Raw genomic sequence first — 16871 nt, 5'->3', positions numbered from 1 at the left:
GCTTTTCAGCAAAATAAGGATGGACTACGAATTAATACTGAAAGAGATCCTGGGGCAGGGAGAGCGGCAGCCTTTACCTCAGCTTTTTTTAATGGAGATGCTGGTAGTGAATGAGAAATTGATGCAGTTAGAGCTGGCGCCGGATGCTGCGGCTATCGCTAAACTTCGTGAGCAGCTGAATGGATTGGAGCAGCAGCTTTGCAGCAGGATACAGCCGGTGATAGATATGTACCTTGCGGGGAATGCTACGGTAGGGGATGTAGTACAGTTAAAGGAGTTTTACGTATCGAGAAAATATTTGTTGCGGATTATTGAGAGATTATCTACATTTGCATCCCGCGATCAGGTATTTAAGTCCTGAATCGTTGCCCAGATGGCGGAATTGGTAGACGCGCTAGACTCAAAATCTTGTTTCGGCAACGGAGTGCAGGTTCGATTCCTGTTCTGGGCACAATGATCTATAAAGGTTCGCTTCGGCGGACCTTTCGCTTTTTACAAAAGGCCTCAAAAGCAGCCTTCTGATCCTATCATTATCCGGATGACTTCCCCAAAAAACACCCTGAAAAGCTTGCCTTTTAAGCAAACGAAAATTTGTAATTTAACTGTATGAAGAAAATCTCCTTTTTCCCGGCAACAACCTTCATGCTACTTTTGATCCTTTCAGGATGTGTTCATTTTTCTTTCGCGCAGCAGAAAAAGATTAGGGTGCTTATTGTAAGCGGGGGACATGGATTTGCACGCAAACCTTTTTATAATATTTTTGATTCCATCCCTTCCATTACATACGATACCCTGGTTCAGCCACAGGCGAATGCACTCATCGCTTCTCCCGAAGCAAACAGCTATGATGTGCTCGTGTTTTACGATATGTTCGATCCCATCTCTCCCGAACAACAAAAGGCCTATATCAGCTTGCTCAATAAAGGCACATCCATGATCTTCCTTCATCATGCACTGGTGTCTTACCAGAAATGGCCTGAATTCATAAAGATACTGGGCGGACAATACCATACTGATCCCGTGATAGTAAATGGCGATACCCTGAAGGCCAACTACGAACATGATGTGAACATTCCCGTGAAAGTGGAAGACAAAAAGCATCCGGTGACACGCGGTATCAGCGATTTTGAAATAGTTGATGAGGTGTATGGTAACGTTGAAATATTGCCGCGTGTCAAACCCCTGCTCAGCACCACGCATCCCAAAAGCATGCGCTATCTCGCCTGGATCAATCATTACGGAAATTCTGATGTCGTTTACATACAATTGGGCCACGGACCCTCCGGTTATTCTAATCCTAATTTCCGCAGGCTGGTACGGCAGGCCATTGAGTGGTCTGCAAAACAGTCAAAAAAATAACCGGATATATTGGGTGCCTTTGCTTTCTCATTGGGCGGCGGTGATCACATATTTGAACGTGTAATCAGGAAGGGGGTAAGTATTCAGCCCGGTAGGAACGCCGGCACCCGTTGTATTGGAGCTCCAAAAGTAATGAAGGCGAATTTTCCCCGGCATATACTCGTACATGAAATTGAAAAAATAATTGCGGGTAACATCCAGGAATATATAAGGAAATGGCACCCATCCTTTATTATCAGGCTTAAAGAAAACCTGCACTGAACCTTTGTCTGCAATTTCCTGTGTGATCAGCTCTGTGCTGATCTCCGCATATCTTGTGTAATAGATGGTAGAAGACCCGGTACTGGTAGTTAATGCCCAGGATGAACCCCATTTCCAATCGGCATTGGTCAGAGCAACTGTACCCGAGCGTACATTGGCATTGCCCGGAGGTCCCATGGGGCCTTCTTTTTTACAGGAAATGAAAAGGAATGACCCGGTTAAGAGTATAAAATACCAGGACAATTTGCCATGCATCCGGTTGTGAGTAAGCATATTGAAGGCTGTTTATTATAGCTTCAATGTTAATGATAATACCCTCACGGTAAAAAGAAGAATGAGCAATTCCCGGAAATGAATGAGTGAATAACATGCTAAGTCCTGAATCGTTACCGGGATGTTGGAATTGGGAGATTAAAAGCGGGTATTTCCCCGCACAGGAGAAAACACCGGCGTATAAAGGGGAGAATAGCTGTTGAAATTGCCTCTGCTTACGCCAATGCTACCGGAAATGGAGAATGTTCTTTCAGTGTTGATATACATCATGCCTATTTTCGCATCTGAATAGGTAGTAAAGTTGTTGGACTGCAGGAAGCTCTTGTTCTTGCTAATCATGGTTTGATAGGGGGCTCTGGTATCAGGGAAAATATAAGGAGCCACAGATACACCTCCGAAGGCGTACAGGTTATTGGTCAGCTGGCGGTTAACCTGCAATGCCAAAGGTACGGACAGGAAGGAGTTACCTCTCCCTCCGGATACCAGAAAGCCGGAAGAAATGCCTGCGTATTTTGTAACAAACCATTTCTTATGGATCTTGTTGGTATCGCTTACCTGCAGAGGATGCCTAAAGTCAGATTCCGTAGCATTAACAGCTCCGAAAGGTGAAACCACCTGTGCCTTTACAGCTACACCCGACATCAAAATAGCAGCAAAAAGGATCGTCCGTATCATGCTAATAAAGATAAGTATCCTTTTTTTATTATAATGCTAACATAATCACAATAATAGTCCTGTGCCTTAATTCCTTTGATCTATTGAGCAGCAGGTAACCGGGGTTCCCGGTTGTTAGTCAATTGTAAAGACCGTTGTTACAGGTGGCTTGAATGTACCAACAAATGCAGTGGCCACATTTGTTCTTAATAAGCAGTATAGTTAACGATATACTCCTTCCCGGCTTCCAGTGCTATTTCGTAATAATTATTACCAATGTACACCAGGAAGTTCAGGTGGTGATCGTCAATAATAGCAGCGTTGGGATCTTTATGCTGAAACGATTGAATTTCATACTATTTATAGTGGGGGTGTTAGGGAGTACAAAATAGTAGATTTTTATTTGCAGCATAGGTAAAAAATAGAAATAGGGTGGTTGTTTAGGTAGCGGTCAGGTTAGTTAACTAACTCTGTATGTTACTGTTATTAATAAACTTTTTTTAATATGATATTTTTTCACTACTTTTTTAGACTGAATCTATTACATTGCACTGGCTTTAGACACGAGGTTGGCAGTAACCTCATTTTAGCTGATCCCTTTTACCTTGTGAAAAAACAACACGAATGAACTATTATTTACTTTTTGAAAGGCATTTTTCCTGCTATTTCTCTTCAGAAAATCTTTCACCAGGCGGCTTATATTTTTAGTATAGCCAACCGCTGAATAGCTTCATTAGTCCTCAGGACTAACATACCGCTGTTCATTCAATCCTACGTTTTAAAAATTAAGCAACATATTCCTCTCCATGAAACGAAAATCCCGAGCTTATAGCTTTGTATTTACCTGGAAAAGCTGGTTACTCCTTTCACTAACATTCCTGATGCGGTTTAATGCCGGCTACGCGCAGGGATACACGGAAAGTTTTAATGATATCACTACCCTTCCCGGATCAGGTTGGTTTTTACAAAACAACAGTAGCCCATTAGGCCCAAACAGATGGTTTCAGGGAACTCCAACTTCTGCATTCCCTGACGCTGGACCTTTCGATGCTTATGCCGGCGTTGATAATGCATACATAGCTGCCAGCTTCGCCAGCACAACAGGAGGCACAGGAACGATCAGCAACTGGCTGGTAACACCAAACCGAACATTGCGTAACGGAGATGTTTTTACATTCTATACACGTAAGTCCCTTATTGGACCTACCATGACTGATTTTCCTGACCGGCTGGAAGTGCGGTTAAGTACTAACGGGGCCAGTACCAACGTAGGGACCACCGCTTTCGGATTTGGTGATTTTACTACCACCCTGCTGTCTATTAACCCTACACTGGTGACAAACGTATATCCGCAGACCTGGACGTTATATACCATCACCATATCCGGATTGCCGGCTCCTACTTCCGGGCGCATCGCATTCCGGTATTTTGTTACAAATGGCGGCCCTAGCGGAGCAAACAGTGACTATATTGGCGTTGATGAAGTAACTTATACACCATATGTATGTCCGGTACTCACCGTTAACCCATCGACCTTAACTGGTGGTGTAGCAGGTTCGGCATATAATCGATCATTGTCGCAGACCGGCGCATTAGGGGCTCCGGGATACACCATTACTGCCGGCGCATTACCTCCGGGCCTTATCCTCTCCGCTAGTGGTACTATATCCGGAACACCTACAGCAACAGGTACTTTTAATTTTACCGTTACAACATCTGATGCAAGCGGATGCTCGGGATCAAGGGCGTATTCAATTACGGTTGTCTGTCCTGCCAACCCCATTAGTTTTACGGCACCATCGGTTATTTGTTCCAATTCAGCTCCTATTGTATTGACTACAGGATCACCAGCAGGCGGAACTTATTCCGGGACTGGTGTTTCCGGCGGGCTCTTTGATCCGGCTGTTGGTACACAGGTAATTTGGTACGATTATACAGATCCATATGGATGTGCGCATCAGCGAACAGCAACATTTACAGTAACAGATCCTGGTGCGGCCCAGGCTACCCCTTCTTCACAATCTATTTGCTCCGGGGCGTCTATCACCACGATTGCATTAACGAATCCGGCTTCGGGAGCAGCTACCTTCAACTGGACCCGTGATAATACCACTGAAGTAACAGGTATGGCAGCAAGCGGCACCGGAGATATTAGTGGTGTGCTCGTTAATACCACTGCATCACCGGTAATAGTCACCTTTACCATTACTTCTACAGTGGATGGTTGTACAACCCCTCCCATCACGGTTACAGTAGAGGTGAAGAATAAAGCATCGGTTACTTCGCCAACAACTCTTACGCAAACAATTTGTTCGGGTAGTAATATCACGCCCATCGTACCGGGAGGATCAGCCGGCGTAACCGCATTCAATTGGACGAGGAACAACACCGCATCCGTAACAGGTATTACAGCTTCCGGTTCAGGTAATATCAGTGGTGCATTGACGAATACAACTCATACACCGGTAAATGTAATCTTCACCGTTACACCTGTTGCTGGTACCTGCATTGGTACTCCAACTAATTTTACGATAACGGTAAATCCAACACCGGTTGTTGCTGCTGTAACAGTTCCTGCAGATGCAACCTATCATGGTAATGATCCGCTGAATTTTAAAGTAGATTATACGGAGGATGTGGTTGTAAATACTACAGGAGGAGTTCCTTCTGTTCCTGTTACACTGAATACCGGGGGAACTGTTCAGGCAACTTATATTTCAGGCAGCGGTTCATCTTCACTAATATTCCAATACACTGTAACCGCTACAGATCAGGACCCGGATGGTATTTCAGTTGGCAGCAGCCTAAACCTCAATGGTGCCATTATTGAAAGTACACATGGCTGCAATTCCACCACTACACTTAACAATATCTCACCTGCTGCAGGTGTTAAGATCCACAACCCGGTTCCGCAGACCATTACGTTTAATGGTAGTACGCTACTGTCTAAAACTTATGGTGATCCTGATTTTAATCCTGGTGCTTCAAGCAGTTCAACATTAGCTATTACCTATACCAGCAGCGATCATAGCGTAGCAACAATTGTTGGCGGCCATGTACATATTGTTGGTGCCGGCACTACTACTATTACAGCTTCCCAGGCCGGTGACGGAAATTATCTTCCCGCTGCCCCCATTGGTCATGCACTGGTAGTAAACCCCAGAAACATAACTGTTACAGCTGAGTCAAAAAGCAAAATATATGGCAGTGCTGATCCGGCATTGACGTATACTGTTTCTCCTGCGCTGGTAGCTGGTGATGCATTTACAGGTTCATTAAGCAGGGTTATCGGAGAGAATACCGGAGTGTATGCCATTAACCAGGGGACATTGGCATTGAACAGTAATTATGCAGTTTCTTATGCAGGGAATAACTTAGCTATTACAGCGAAAGTGATCACCGTTACTGCTGAGACGAAAAGCAAAGTATATGGTAATGCTGATCCTGCATTGACCTATACTTTTTCACCTGCACTGGTAACTGGTGATGCATTTACGGGTGCATTAAGCAGGCCCGCCGGAGAGTACGCCGGAGCATATACCATTAACCAGGGAACACTGGCATTGAGCAGCAATTACACAATTTCTTATACAAGTGCCAGTTTAACCATTACAGCAAAAGCGATCACCGTTACTGCTGAGGCAAAAAGCAAAGTTTATGGCAGCGCTGATCCGGTATTGACCTATACCGTGTCTCCTGCTCTGGCAGCTGGCGATGCATTTACCGGTGCATTAAGCAGGGCAACCGGAGAGAATACCGGTGTGTATGCCATTAACCAGGGAACATTGGCATTGAACAGCAATTATGCAATTTCTTATACAGGTAACAATTTAACTGTTACAGGAAAACCGATCACCGTTACTGCTGAGGCGAAAAGCAAAGTGTATGGCGATGCTGATCCTGTATTGACCTATACTTTTTCACCTGCACTTATTGCCGGTGATGCATTTACAGGTGCATTGGGCAGAGCAGCAGGTGAGAATGCAGGCAGTTATGTTATAGCACAAAATACGCTGGCATTGAATAGTAACTATGTGCTTAATTACAGCCCGGCTAACCTGGTGATCAGCAAAGCTGTACTCACAGCCACAGCAGGTGATAAAACGATCTGTCCTGCAGATGTGCTTGCATCGGTGCCTCTGAGCTATACAGGGTTTAAAAACGGAGAGAATGCTTCTGCCCTAAGCAGTGCGCCGGTTGTTAATATACCATCCCACACGGCAGCAGGTAATTATCCCTTAACTCCTTCCGGGGGATCTGCCACAAACTATAGTTTCAGTTATGTAAGCGGCCAGCTAACAGTATTGCAGGCGCCTTCAGGTAGTATAACGCAAAGCCCGGCAGGAGCAGGGGCATATCAGCTGACAGCACCGACCGGGGCCAGCTATTTATGGGGCAAAGGCGAGACTACGAATGCGATCACCGTAAGAGTATCCGATAATTACTCCGTAACTGTTACCAACCAGCAGGGTTGTAGCAGCCGTTTTACCCTGCAGGTAAATATACAGACCTTTAACATTCCTAATACTTTTTCACCTAATGGCGATGGTATTAATGATTACTGGACTATTCCGGAACTGGCCAATTATCAGCAGGCTGATGTGGCAGTAGTGAACCGTGATGGACAGGTTGTATTTAATTCAAAGAATTTTACCCGCTGGGATGGAAGGAATGCAGGTAGAGACCTGCCTGCCGGTGTTTATTTCTACCGCATTATTAAGGCTCCCGGTGAAGCGCCTGTTACAGGATGGTTGAACCTGGTAAGGTGAGTTTTTAAATAGCCATTAATCATTAATCGTCTTGAAGTTTGATGTTCAAAAAATAATTACATGAAACAATTTATAATAACGTTTTTGCTCGCAATGACCCTCAGTTATGAAGGCATTGCACAAACACGGCCACAACAATCGATGTTCAACCTGAATCCTTCATTCCTTAATCCTGCTGCCACCGGTATAGAAGATTATGGCCAGTTTCGGATGGGCTTGCACAGGCAATGGGTAGGTATCGATGGTGCTCCTGCTACTGCATGGCTGAATGGCGAAATGCGGTTACGGACAGATGTAGATGAACTATCGGATTCCATTGTCAGCAAAGGCCATGGTATCGGTTTTAATCTTTATTATGATAAGATAGGGCCTTATGCCAGCGTAAATCTGAATGTTGGCTATGCTTATCATTTGCCTTTATCCCAGGGCCTGGTTTTGTCCGCCGGATTTGCAGGCGGGCTGCACCGTACCCAATATGATATTTCTAAAAGCGTTAACCCGGACCAGCCTGTTGATCCTGCAACGGCCGGGCAGGCATCCCTGTCAAAAAAATATTCTCCTGATCTGAATGCAGGGTTACAATTGAACGGGAAAAACTTTTTTGGAGGTGTATCGTTTATGCAGATCATCCCCTCCAGATTTATTGATGCGCCTAAGAGTGAGTCGAAATACAAAGGACAGCTACTGGGATCTCTCGGGTACGTTTTCCGGTTTAATGATGAGGCTACCAGCCTCTGGCTGTCTGGTATCGTCAAATCTGATTTTGCTAATCCCCTCCGCTATGATTTAAATGCAAAGTTCTGGTACAGGGATCTGCTCTGGATAGGAGGCACGTATAGAAAGAATGATGCATTGGGTGCCGGTCTGGGCCTTAATTTCCTCAAGAATATTTCATTCAGTTATTTATACGAGTGGGGAGTTAGTTCGTATGTATCATCTTACAGCAAAGGTAGCCATGTGCTAAGTATTGGGTTTAAGTTTTTGAGAGATGATCAGTCCGGAATGCCTAAAATGGGCTGGTGATTTGCCGTATTATGATCACTGTTTTTCCGGAAAATAAATTATCTTACTTTTTATTCCTCCATCTTATAATCTATTCGCTCATGCGAAGAAATACGGCGGCCGCTCAATTGTCAGCGGCGATCATGTGCTTGTTGCTGACCGCTGGCTGCAAAAATACGTTGGATAATCACCGGTATACAATCGTTGTAGTGGGCTCTTCTACAGCAGAAGGATACGGCATCAAGCCAAAAGACAGCTGCTGGGTTAACCGCTTTGCCCATTCACTGGGACCGGAAGTAGCGGTGCGGAACATCTCGAAGACTGGCTATTCTACTTACGAAGTAATGCCCACCGGCACCAGGAAAGAAGGCCGGCCGGAGCCGGACGAAAAAAGAAATATTACCAAAGCACTTAGCTTTCATCCGGATGCTATCATTCTCAATCTACCCACCAATGACGCGGCTGCTGGTTATAGCCTGGAAGAGCAGAAGGCTAATTTTCGTACGATCATACAAGCCGCAACAGATAAAAATATTCCTGTGTGGGTAACCACTACCCAGCCACGTACCAATACTTTCGGACGTTCGCGTAATACATTGCCACAGATGCGGGACTGGCTGCTGGCTACATATGGCAATAAAGTAATTAATTTCTGGGAGCCCTTTGCCAATGCTGATTATACTATCAATAAGCAATATGATCAGGATGGTATCCATCTGAATATACCAGGGCACCGCATTCTGTTTGAGCGCGTGGCAGAAAAAAATATTATGGATACTGTACGGAGAGGGCCTGTGAAATTGTTATCTGTTGATCAAACAGCAAAAGGCCTGCACTGGCGTACGGGCGGAGAAAGATATATCGATAGTTTCAGGATACAGGCCAGTAAAGACTCCGTTCAGTGGATGGACGCCGGACGGATAAAAGCAGCCGGTACCACGGTACAGGTAAAGGATTATAATCTGGACGTAGATGGAGTGGCGAAATACCGTTATTTTCGTATCTCTGCAAAGGATTTATTGAACAGAACCTTCCTGCTTGGCAGTTTCAGACTTTAGTAATAAGTCAACCATGTTATTCCCAAAGCACCTTTATGTTTTTCAATATGGAAAGTATCTCCTTTTTCAAACTGAGCGTATTGCAATTCAGTGATCACCCTTGATTGAACAGGGCCATTGATCTTTTGCAGCAACAAAGAACACTGATGCATGTGATTTGAAAAAGTCTTTTTGTCCAGTACCATGAATGTTTCATTTTCAAGTTCAATCGTTTTATACATCCAGCTATTATGATAGTATTGGCAGGCTTTCTGATCTATCGCCACCCAGTTGGCAGATGAAGGAATGCTGTCTATATGGATAAGGTTAAAATGGAAACTTTCTCCTTTATCCCCCGCAGCATCAGATCCGGTAGTTACGGAGAATTTTTTTGCCAGGAAATATTGCTCCAATGCAGGATTGGATCGATCAAACGAATAATTTAATACAAGCAGAAGAAATAATATATATCCAAAGATCCCTGCCCACAAAGTTCTTTTACTCATTCCCTGATCTGGTTCCCGTGCAAATAAGAAGGTATACATGAAGGCAGGCAAAAACAGGCTGACCAACAGCACTAAAAAATCTGACTCGTATATGGATAAGATATGATACAGCAGGAATCCATATAAACAAGGCGTGATCAGGTCAAGCAGGAAGTTGTAGATATTATCCGGTACCGGTTCCGTAAAGTAAAACAGAAGATGCCGGGCAACAGCAACGCAGTATAAAATGATACAGATATTTCCGAATCCCCGTGATACAGGGTCTGCACCTAACAAACAAATGACCAATACCAGTCTTACAATCCCAAGAAATATGCTGCTAAGCGCTGGTACACCGATTGGGTTTACGAATTGTTCCATTCTAATAGTGTTTTTAAAGTGAAGTGCTAACCCGACTACGGGATTCGAATAGCAGCCGAAAGAAAAGCCTTCACTTCAGTGTTTTACATGTTCTATCAATTATCCCCCACATCCTCCGCACCCGCCTCCGCATCCACTTCCGCATCCACCACTGCCGCTGCTACATCCGCTTCCACATCCACCACCGCTGCAGGAGTTATTGTCAGTTCCTTTCTTTCCTCCTTTCGCAAGCGAGCTTGAAATAGTGAGCAGGGCAAAGAAACCAAACAATACCACTATTGTTATCGTAACCGGCCCTGAGTTGCAGCCTGTGAGCAGAACGATACCTGAAAAGAACAGGAATACAAGGTGCCAGCTTGAAAAGGGAACTGATCGTTCGCGGGGCAAACCAAAAGCGGAGTATTTCTTCCAGATATCATCCGGAGGATTTTTTCTGAAAACCTGCTTATAGGTTTTGAGCGTGTCTTTCAGCCAGTGTGCGTACTTCTTCTTTTCGTGTGGCCCTCCTTTGGAAGGGTGGTGGTGTAATTTTCTGCCCAGCGTTTTATCACAGAAGTCCTCCCAGTAGTTTTGGGTGTATTCGAGGTGAAGATGCCATACTTCGTCAACGATCTGGGAAGGGGAGGCGCCGGTGGGAGATACGCAGCAGAGGTAAACAAACCGTTTGTATTCATGGATAGCTCTTTGGGTAAAGGTTGCACTCCAGTTCTGCTCCCTGGCCAGTTTGCCGGAGAAGGGGATAAGGGCTTCCGGGTCATCCGGACTAAAATCGTTGATCCTTTGCCAGAGTGGATCTTTGGAATAATCTATCATAAAACAAAGATGACATAATGCCACAATACGAAAATCTTGCAGTAATATTATTAAGCCTTATATTCGTATTATAATCGTATTATCATGACTAAGGAAGAACTCCAGAACCTGGAACGGCTGATGAACTATATTGCGCATCATTTTCTGAAGAAAAGGAAATGGGAGGATGTTTCAAAGATAGAATGGACGCATATTTCAGGGGAATTTAACGTGTTGCTCAAAAAACAGCAGAAAGCTAAAAAGATCAGTATCGATCCTTTAGTGCTGGGCGACAATTATTTTTACGAGCACCTGGTGATCAGGAAACTCAAACCCTGGAAAAGCCGCAAGGCCATTGCCTCCATCAGCAGTCCGAACTTCACTAAACTGAATATCATTGTTGGAGCTCTGGGGTATAACAACTATATCGATTTTATCAACAATTCCACGGAAAGCTTCAGCTTCCATGAGCTGAAGATCAACATTCCGCTTGCCACTGTGAATACTGAGCTGCTGGAACACCTGGTAGGTTATTGGTATTGCTATAACCGAAATCTGCCCTTCAGAGCTGAACAGGAAACAGAAGAACGCATCTGGCGGTCTGCCCTGGAGATCTATAAATCAGGAGATGAATACCTGGTAGAGCGTACGGGGAAAGACAATCATATGTACTATGGTAAAATAACATCCTATGCGAACTATATTTTCATTATTATGAACAGCACTACATTTATCCGGCAGCGGCATTTTATAGGCCGGTTAAAGGATATAGAGGATAAAATGAAAACGCCGGGATATGTTATCAATGAATTGAACTTTATCAGTACCTGCGTGAGTTTTAATGAGGAGCCGATTGCATTGTACGAGATCTTTGACCGGGTGGCACATGTGAAGGATTTCCAGAAAGTATCTGTGGACCTCGCACTGAACAGCCCTCTCTTGCCCAAACATATTATGGTGCATCTGAAAGACCGCCAGCAGAATCGTATCACGGAGCATTAATGATCAAATTTACCTTCAGGATATTACTTTCTTAGTGTAATTTTAAATGCTAATAACATTCCCCGGACCCTCTAAACTTTAAAGGTATGGATACCAGCAAACACAATGAACGTATCGCCAAGATGATCTTTGCCTCAGTCTATCCCATGTATGTAGAAAAAGTAGAGAAGAAAGGCAGAACAAAAGAAGAATTAGATGAGGTTATAATGTGGCTGACAGGTTTCAATCATAAAAAGCTGCATGAACTCATAAAAGAAAGGGTGACTTTTGAAGCCTTCTTCCAGCAAGCTACCCTAAATCCTAATGCAGGTCTTATAACCGGGGTGATCTGTGGCTATCGTGTAGAAGAGATCGAGAATCCTTTGACCCAGAAGGCCAGGTACCTGGATAAACTGGTAGATGAGCTGGCTAAGGGCAGAAAGATGGAGAAGATCCTGCGTGGATCGTAGGAAGCGAATTATATGGCAAACCCAGGGTTCAATGCATTGGGCTCACGCTGCATACAAGAAAATTCGCATCGTTATTCCTACGCATACGTTGCCGGTAATTTGTTGTATATTAATGTGATTTTGGGTTAGCATACCCTTATTGGAAGAGATGCTGAAATCTTTTCTAAGCTAAACACACTGTGATGCGTTTTTGTATTTGGATCATTTTACTACTGCAGTCGCTCGCTACCTTTGCCCAAAGTGAATATTATAATTTCTCCAGGCTCGATATACATACCGGTCTTTCCCACAACCAGGTGAATGCAGTGTTAAAAGACCCTGATGGTTTTTTGTGGTTCGCTACCATGTCCGGCCTCAATCGTTATGACCGGTATTCGTATAGGATATTTCGTAAAAACCATAACGACAGCTCTTCGCTAATGGATAATAATGTGCTGGCGCTGTATGAACTTCCTGATAGAAAGATGTGGGTATCTACAAGGGGAGGACCTTGTATTTACAACCCGGATACGGAAAAATTCGATGCAGACTATTATAAATATTTGCATCTCCTGGGTTTACCTTCCGGCATGATTGAGCATATCATAAAAGGAAATAATGGCAGATACTGGTTCCTGTACAACGATAAGGGGCTATTCCTGTATTCAGCTGCAGACAAAAGTGCAAAACCGTTCAGGAGACAGGAATCCATAGATCCTTCTGTAAAGATCACTTCCGTCAGGGAAGCAAAAGACGGGAAGTTATGGCTGGTATATGAAAATGGTTTTCTGCAGGAATATGACATCGCGTTGGACAAAGTAATATTTTCCAGCACTGCTTTGCAGGAGCAGCTTAAAGGGGATAATCCTGATAATCTTTTTATAGACAACGATGGCGATATCTGGCTCTGGTGTTATACATGCGGCGTTTTTCTTTTTCATCCGCAGGATAATACCATCAGGCAGTTTAATAAAAATACCTCTCCCTCAAAGTTGAATTCGGAAATGGTCAGTCAGATAGTTCAGGATAATAGGGGGCTGATCTGGGTAGGGACGGACCATGGCGGCGTAACACTGATCGATAAAAAGAATAATTTCCGAACGGGTTATCTGCTGAATGATCCAAAAGCTCCTAAGAGCCTCAGCCAAAATAGTATCACAACGATTTATAAGGATGTTGATGGGATTATCTGGCTGGGGACCTATAAGCAGGGTGTAAATTATTTAAACAGTAACATCGTTCAGTTTCCATATTATCATTACCAGGAGCTAAATACGAAAAGCCTTCAATATAATGATGTAAACCGTTTTGTTGAAGACAGGTTGGGAAATATCTGGATTGGAACCAATGGTGGAGGATTGATTTATTTTGACAGGAAAAACAATACTTTCAAACAATACTTACACGATCCGAACAACAAAAACAGCCTGAGTAACAATGTAGTGGTAAGCTTGTGGATCGATCATAAAGATGTGCTCTGGATCGGAACTTACATGGGAGGACTCAATAGTTTGGAGGGGTCTAAGTTCTCACACTACAGGCATAATGATGCTGACTCATCCAGTTTGGCAGATGACAGGGTTTGGGAAATATTTGAAGATAAGGAGCATAATTTATGGGTAGGTACTTTGGGCGGTGGTTTAGACCGTTTTAACAGAAAAACCAACAAGTTTGATCACTTCAACAATAGCACAGGTTCTTCACTTCCCGGTTATATTTTTGCTATCCTGCAGGATAAAAAAGGCAATTTATGGGTTGGGACCAATGCAGGTGTAACTGTTATTGATAAGGATAAAAATATCCAGGCCTCTTACGGGCATACAAACGATAAAGGCAGTTTGAGCAGCAATGCAGTTACCTGTCTTTTAGAAGACAGCAAGGGCCGGATCTGGCTGGGCACCCCGGAAGGTTTGAATTTGTTTAACGGGGAAACAAAGGAATTTCAGGTATTCACTACTCAGGATGGCCTGCCTGGTAATTTGATCCTGAATATTCTTGAAGACGATCATCATACCATCTGGCTTTCCACACCTGATGGGCTTTGTAATGCCATTCCTCAAAACAGTAATAAGGGCCTTACCTTCTCTGTTATTAATTATGATGAAACGAATAATTTGCAGAACCGTGAGTTTAACGACAATGCGGCGCTCAAAACAGGATCCGGCGAATTGATCTTTGGCGGCCCTTTCGGCTTTAATATCATTAACCCGGATGAAATTAAAAGGTACGCTTATCATCCCAAAATTGTTTTCACCGGTTTGCAGGTATTAAATAAGGATGTTGAACCAGGGGAACTGATCAATAACAGGATACTGCTTCCAAGGTCTTTATCAAAACTGGAGCATATTGATCTTAAGTACAAAGAGAATGTTTTCTCCATTGAATTTGCTTCACTCGATTTTGGCCGGAGCACCCATGATAAGTATGCATACATGCTGGAAGGCTTTAATACTGATTGGTTTTATACTGATGGTGATCAAAGAAGAGCTACTTACACCAACCTCAACCCCGGGCATTATGTTTTTAAAGTAAAAGTTTTGGACAGGGATGGCTCCTGGAGTAATATTAAAACTTTGCAGATCAATATTGAGCCCCCATTCTGGAAAACTCCTCTTGCATATATCATATACATCTCGATCATTGCAGGATTGTTTTTACTTGGCCGGCGTATTGTTTTGGAAAGGATCCGGATGCGCTTTGAAGTACAGCAACAGAGGAGGGAAGCTGAAAGGGCACACGCAATGGACCAGCTAAAAACGAAATTCTTTACAAATGTCAGCCATGAATTCCGTACCCCTTTAAGCCTTATCATTGCGCCATTAGACAGGATCATTAAACAAACCGCCGATAAAGAACAGAAAAAGCAATTAGGACTCGTACAACGGAATGCAAAGCGCTTGCTGAACCTGGTAAACCAGTTACTCGATTTCAGAAAGTTAGAGGTGCAGGAAGTGAAGTTACACCCTTCAATAGGCGACATTATCCGGTTCAGTGCAGATATCAGCCAGTCATTTATGGATATTGCGGAAAAGAAGAAGATCCAGTTCTCATTTTCCTCCAGCATTGAAAGCCTGGAGATCTATTTTGACAAGGATAAAATTGAAAAGATCCTGTTCAACCTGCTTTCAAATGCTTTTAAATATACGCATGATGATGGGGTGGTTAGCATTAACCTGGTATATGATCCGCCGGCAAATAATGAAGGAGATGGAACGCTTACCATTGAAGTGAAAGATACTGGTATTGGCATTCCGGCTGATCAGCATGAGAAGATATTCGAACGGTTTTTTCAAACGGAAGTACCGGAAAGCATGGTGAATCAGGGGACAGGTATTGGCCTCTCCATTACAAAAGAATTTGTGAGATTGCATAACGGGATCATCACCGTAAAAAGCGAACCTGAACAGGGTACCTGTTTTACCGTGATACTTCCTGCAAAGAAAATTTATGAACCTTCTGTACGGACTGTAAGCAACCTGATATCGGCAGAAAATGCGGAACAGATCATATCTGAAGAAAGTAAAAAGAGCGGCAGAAAAAAAACAATTGTAATAGTAGAAGACAATGAAGACCTGCGCTTTTATTTAAAGGATAACCTGAAGGGGCAATATCATATAGAAGAAGCGACAAACGGAAAGGAGGGCTGGGATAAAATAAAATTGATAAATCCTGACCTGGTGGTAAGCGACATTATGATGCCTTTAATGGACGGGGTGGAACTGGCCAGGAAGATCAAAACAGAAACTTTAACGGCTCATATCCCCGTTATTTTGCTTACAGCCATGGGAAGTGAGGAAAAGCAGCTGGAGGGTTTAAGGGCAGGGGTGAACGACTACATTACCAAACCCTTCACTTTTGAGATCCTGGCTTCGCGGATCAGGAATTTGCTGGCACAGCAAAAAATATTGCAGAAAAGGTTCCAGGCGCAGTTAGAGGTCAATCCCGGGGAGGTTACCATAACGCCGGTGGACGAAAAATTCCTGAAACAGGCCCTGGAAGTTGTTGAAAAGCAAATAGATAACCCGGACTTTTCGGTGGAGGACCTCAGTCGTGAGATGCACATGAGCCGGGTTACATTATATAGAAAGATAGTTTCCCTCACCGGCAGGTCCCCCCTGGATTTTATCCGTTCTATCCGCTTAAAGAGGGCTGCTCAGCTATTGGATAAAAGTGGATTGTCTGTTTCAGAGATCGCATACCGGGTTGGATTTAATGATCCCAAGGTTTTCACTAAATCTTTCAAAGAAGAGTTTAACATCCTGCCTTCACAATACATGGCAAATAACAGAAACAAGGATAGCTAGCCCCTTTTGCTAAGTAAATAACTATGAAAATCAGCTATTTGTAACATTTAATACCCCAGGTTGAAACATTTCGCTACCCCGTTTGTGATACGCTGGCAATAGCTTTACAGGTATCTAATCCACG

General features: G+C 43.6%; 12 protein-coding genes and 1 tRNA gene. 9 read left to right on the top strand and 4 right to left on the bottom strand.

What is annotated here, in order from left to right:
* The first annotated feature begins 19 nt into the window (after positions 1-19).
* The 3 genes from AAHN97_RS11925 (at position 20) to AAHN97_RS11915 (ending at position 1359) form a co-directional block, all read left to right on the top strand.
* Entirely contained in the window at positions 20-361 is a 342-nt protein-coding gene (locus AAHN97_RS11925) for an iron-sulfur cluster co-chaperone HscB C-terminal domain-containing protein (RefSeq protein ID WP_343307846.1), read from the top strand.
* Positions 362-367: 6 nt separating this feature from the next.
* Positions 368-451 (top strand) — tRNA-Leu (locus AAHN97_RS11920).
* Positions 452-606: 155 nt separating this feature from the next.
* Positions 607-1359, top strand: coding sequence for a ThuA domain-containing protein (locus tag AAHN97_RS11915; RefSeq protein WP_343307845.1), 753 nt, complete (start codon positions 607-609; stop codon positions 1357-1359).
* A 27-nt stretch (positions 1360-1386) separates the two neighbouring features.
* Here AAHN97_RS11915 and AAHN97_RS11910 read toward each other — a convergent pair whose 3' ends face one another.
* Both AAHN97_RS11910 and AAHN97_RS11905 read right to left on the bottom strand, forming a co-directional pair.
* Entirely contained in the window at positions 1387-1893 is a 507-nt protein-coding gene (locus AAHN97_RS11910; protein WP_343307843.1) for a hypothetical protein, read from the bottom strand.
* A 138-nt stretch (positions 1894-2031) separates the two neighbouring features.
* The gene (locus AAHN97_RS11905) at positions 2032-2568 is read right to left on the bottom strand and encodes a hypothetical protein (RefSeq protein WP_343307842.1); all 537 of its coding nucleotides are present in this window, start codon (positions 2566-2568) and stop codon (positions 2032-2034) included.
* Positions 2569-3353: 785 nt separating this feature from the next.
* Between AAHN97_RS11905 and AAHN97_RS11900 the strand changes: the two genes are divergently transcribed.
* The 3 genes from AAHN97_RS11900 to AAHN97_RS11890 all read left to right on the top strand — a co-directional run bounded on the left by AAHN97_RS11900 (position 3354) and on the right by AAHN97_RS11890 (position 9376).
* A complete protein-coding gene (locus tag AAHN97_RS11900; protein WP_343307841.1) occupies positions 3354-7316 on the top strand; it encodes an MBG domain-containing protein in 3963 nt (1320 codons plus the stop codon).
* A gap of 60 nt (positions 7317-7376) precedes the next feature.
* Complete coding sequence (locus tag AAHN97_RS11895; RefSeq protein WP_343307839.1) at positions 7377-8339, top strand: PorP/SprF family type IX secretion system membrane protein; 963 nt, start codon at positions 7377-7379, stop codon at positions 8337-8339.
* An 80-nt stretch (positions 8340-8419) separates the two neighbouring features.
* Positions 8420-9376 (top strand): SGNH/GDSL hydrolase family protein, encoded by a 957-nt coding sequence (locus AAHN97_RS11890; protein ID WP_343307838.1) that lies wholly within the window; start codon positions 8420-8422, stop codon positions 9374-9376.
* On the opposite strand, the gene AAHN97_RS11885 is transcribed toward AAHN97_RS11890, so the two are convergent.
* Both AAHN97_RS11885 and AAHN97_RS11880 read right to left on the bottom strand, forming a co-directional pair.
* Positions 9373-10221: a hypothetical protein gene (locus AAHN97_RS11885; protein ID WP_343307837.1), complete on the bottom strand. Its 849-nt coding sequence runs from the start codon at positions 10219-10221 to the stop codon at positions 9373-9375. The two genes, AAHN97_RS11890 and AAHN97_RS11885, sit on opposite strands and share 4 nt — an antisense overlap.
* Before the next feature lie 99 nt (positions 10222-10320).
* Positions 10321-11034, bottom strand: coding sequence for a glycine-rich domain-containing protein (locus AAHN97_RS11880; RefSeq protein WP_343307836.1), 714 nt, complete (start codon positions 11032-11034; stop codon positions 10321-10323).
* A gap of 84 nt (positions 11035-11118) precedes the next feature.
* Between AAHN97_RS11880 and AAHN97_RS11875 the strand changes: the two genes are divergently transcribed.
* From AAHN97_RS11875 to AAHN97_RS11865, 3 genes are all read left to right on the top strand, one after another.
* Positions 11119-12015 (top strand): hypothetical protein, encoded by an 897-nt coding sequence (locus AAHN97_RS11875; RefSeq protein WP_343307835.1) that lies wholly within the window; start codon positions 11119-11121, stop codon positions 12013-12015.
* Positions 12016-12101: 86 nt separating this feature from the next.
* On the top strand, positions 12102-12464 hold the full coding sequence (locus AAHN97_RS11870) for a DUF2200 domain-containing protein (RefSeq protein ID WP_343307834.1): 363 nt from the start codon (positions 12102-12104) through the stop codon (positions 12462-12464).
* A 182-nt stretch (positions 12465-12646) separates the two neighbouring features.
* On the top strand, positions 12647-16747 hold the full coding sequence (locus tag AAHN97_RS11865) for a hybrid sensor histidine kinase/response regulator transcription factor (RefSeq protein ID WP_343307833.1): 4101 nt from the start codon (positions 12647-12649) through the stop codon (positions 16745-16747).
* The last annotated feature ends 124 nt before the right edge of the window (positions 16748-16871 follow it).

Origin of the sequence: Chitinophaga niabensis (assembly GCF_039545795.1) — a bacterium.
Lineage (GTDB): Bacteria > Bacteroidota > Bacteroidia > Chitinophagales > Chitinophagaceae > Chitinophaga > Chitinophaga niabensis_B.
The sequence above is the reverse complement of the archived record's forward strand: the minus strand, read 5'-3'. Positions and strand labels throughout refer to the sequence as shown.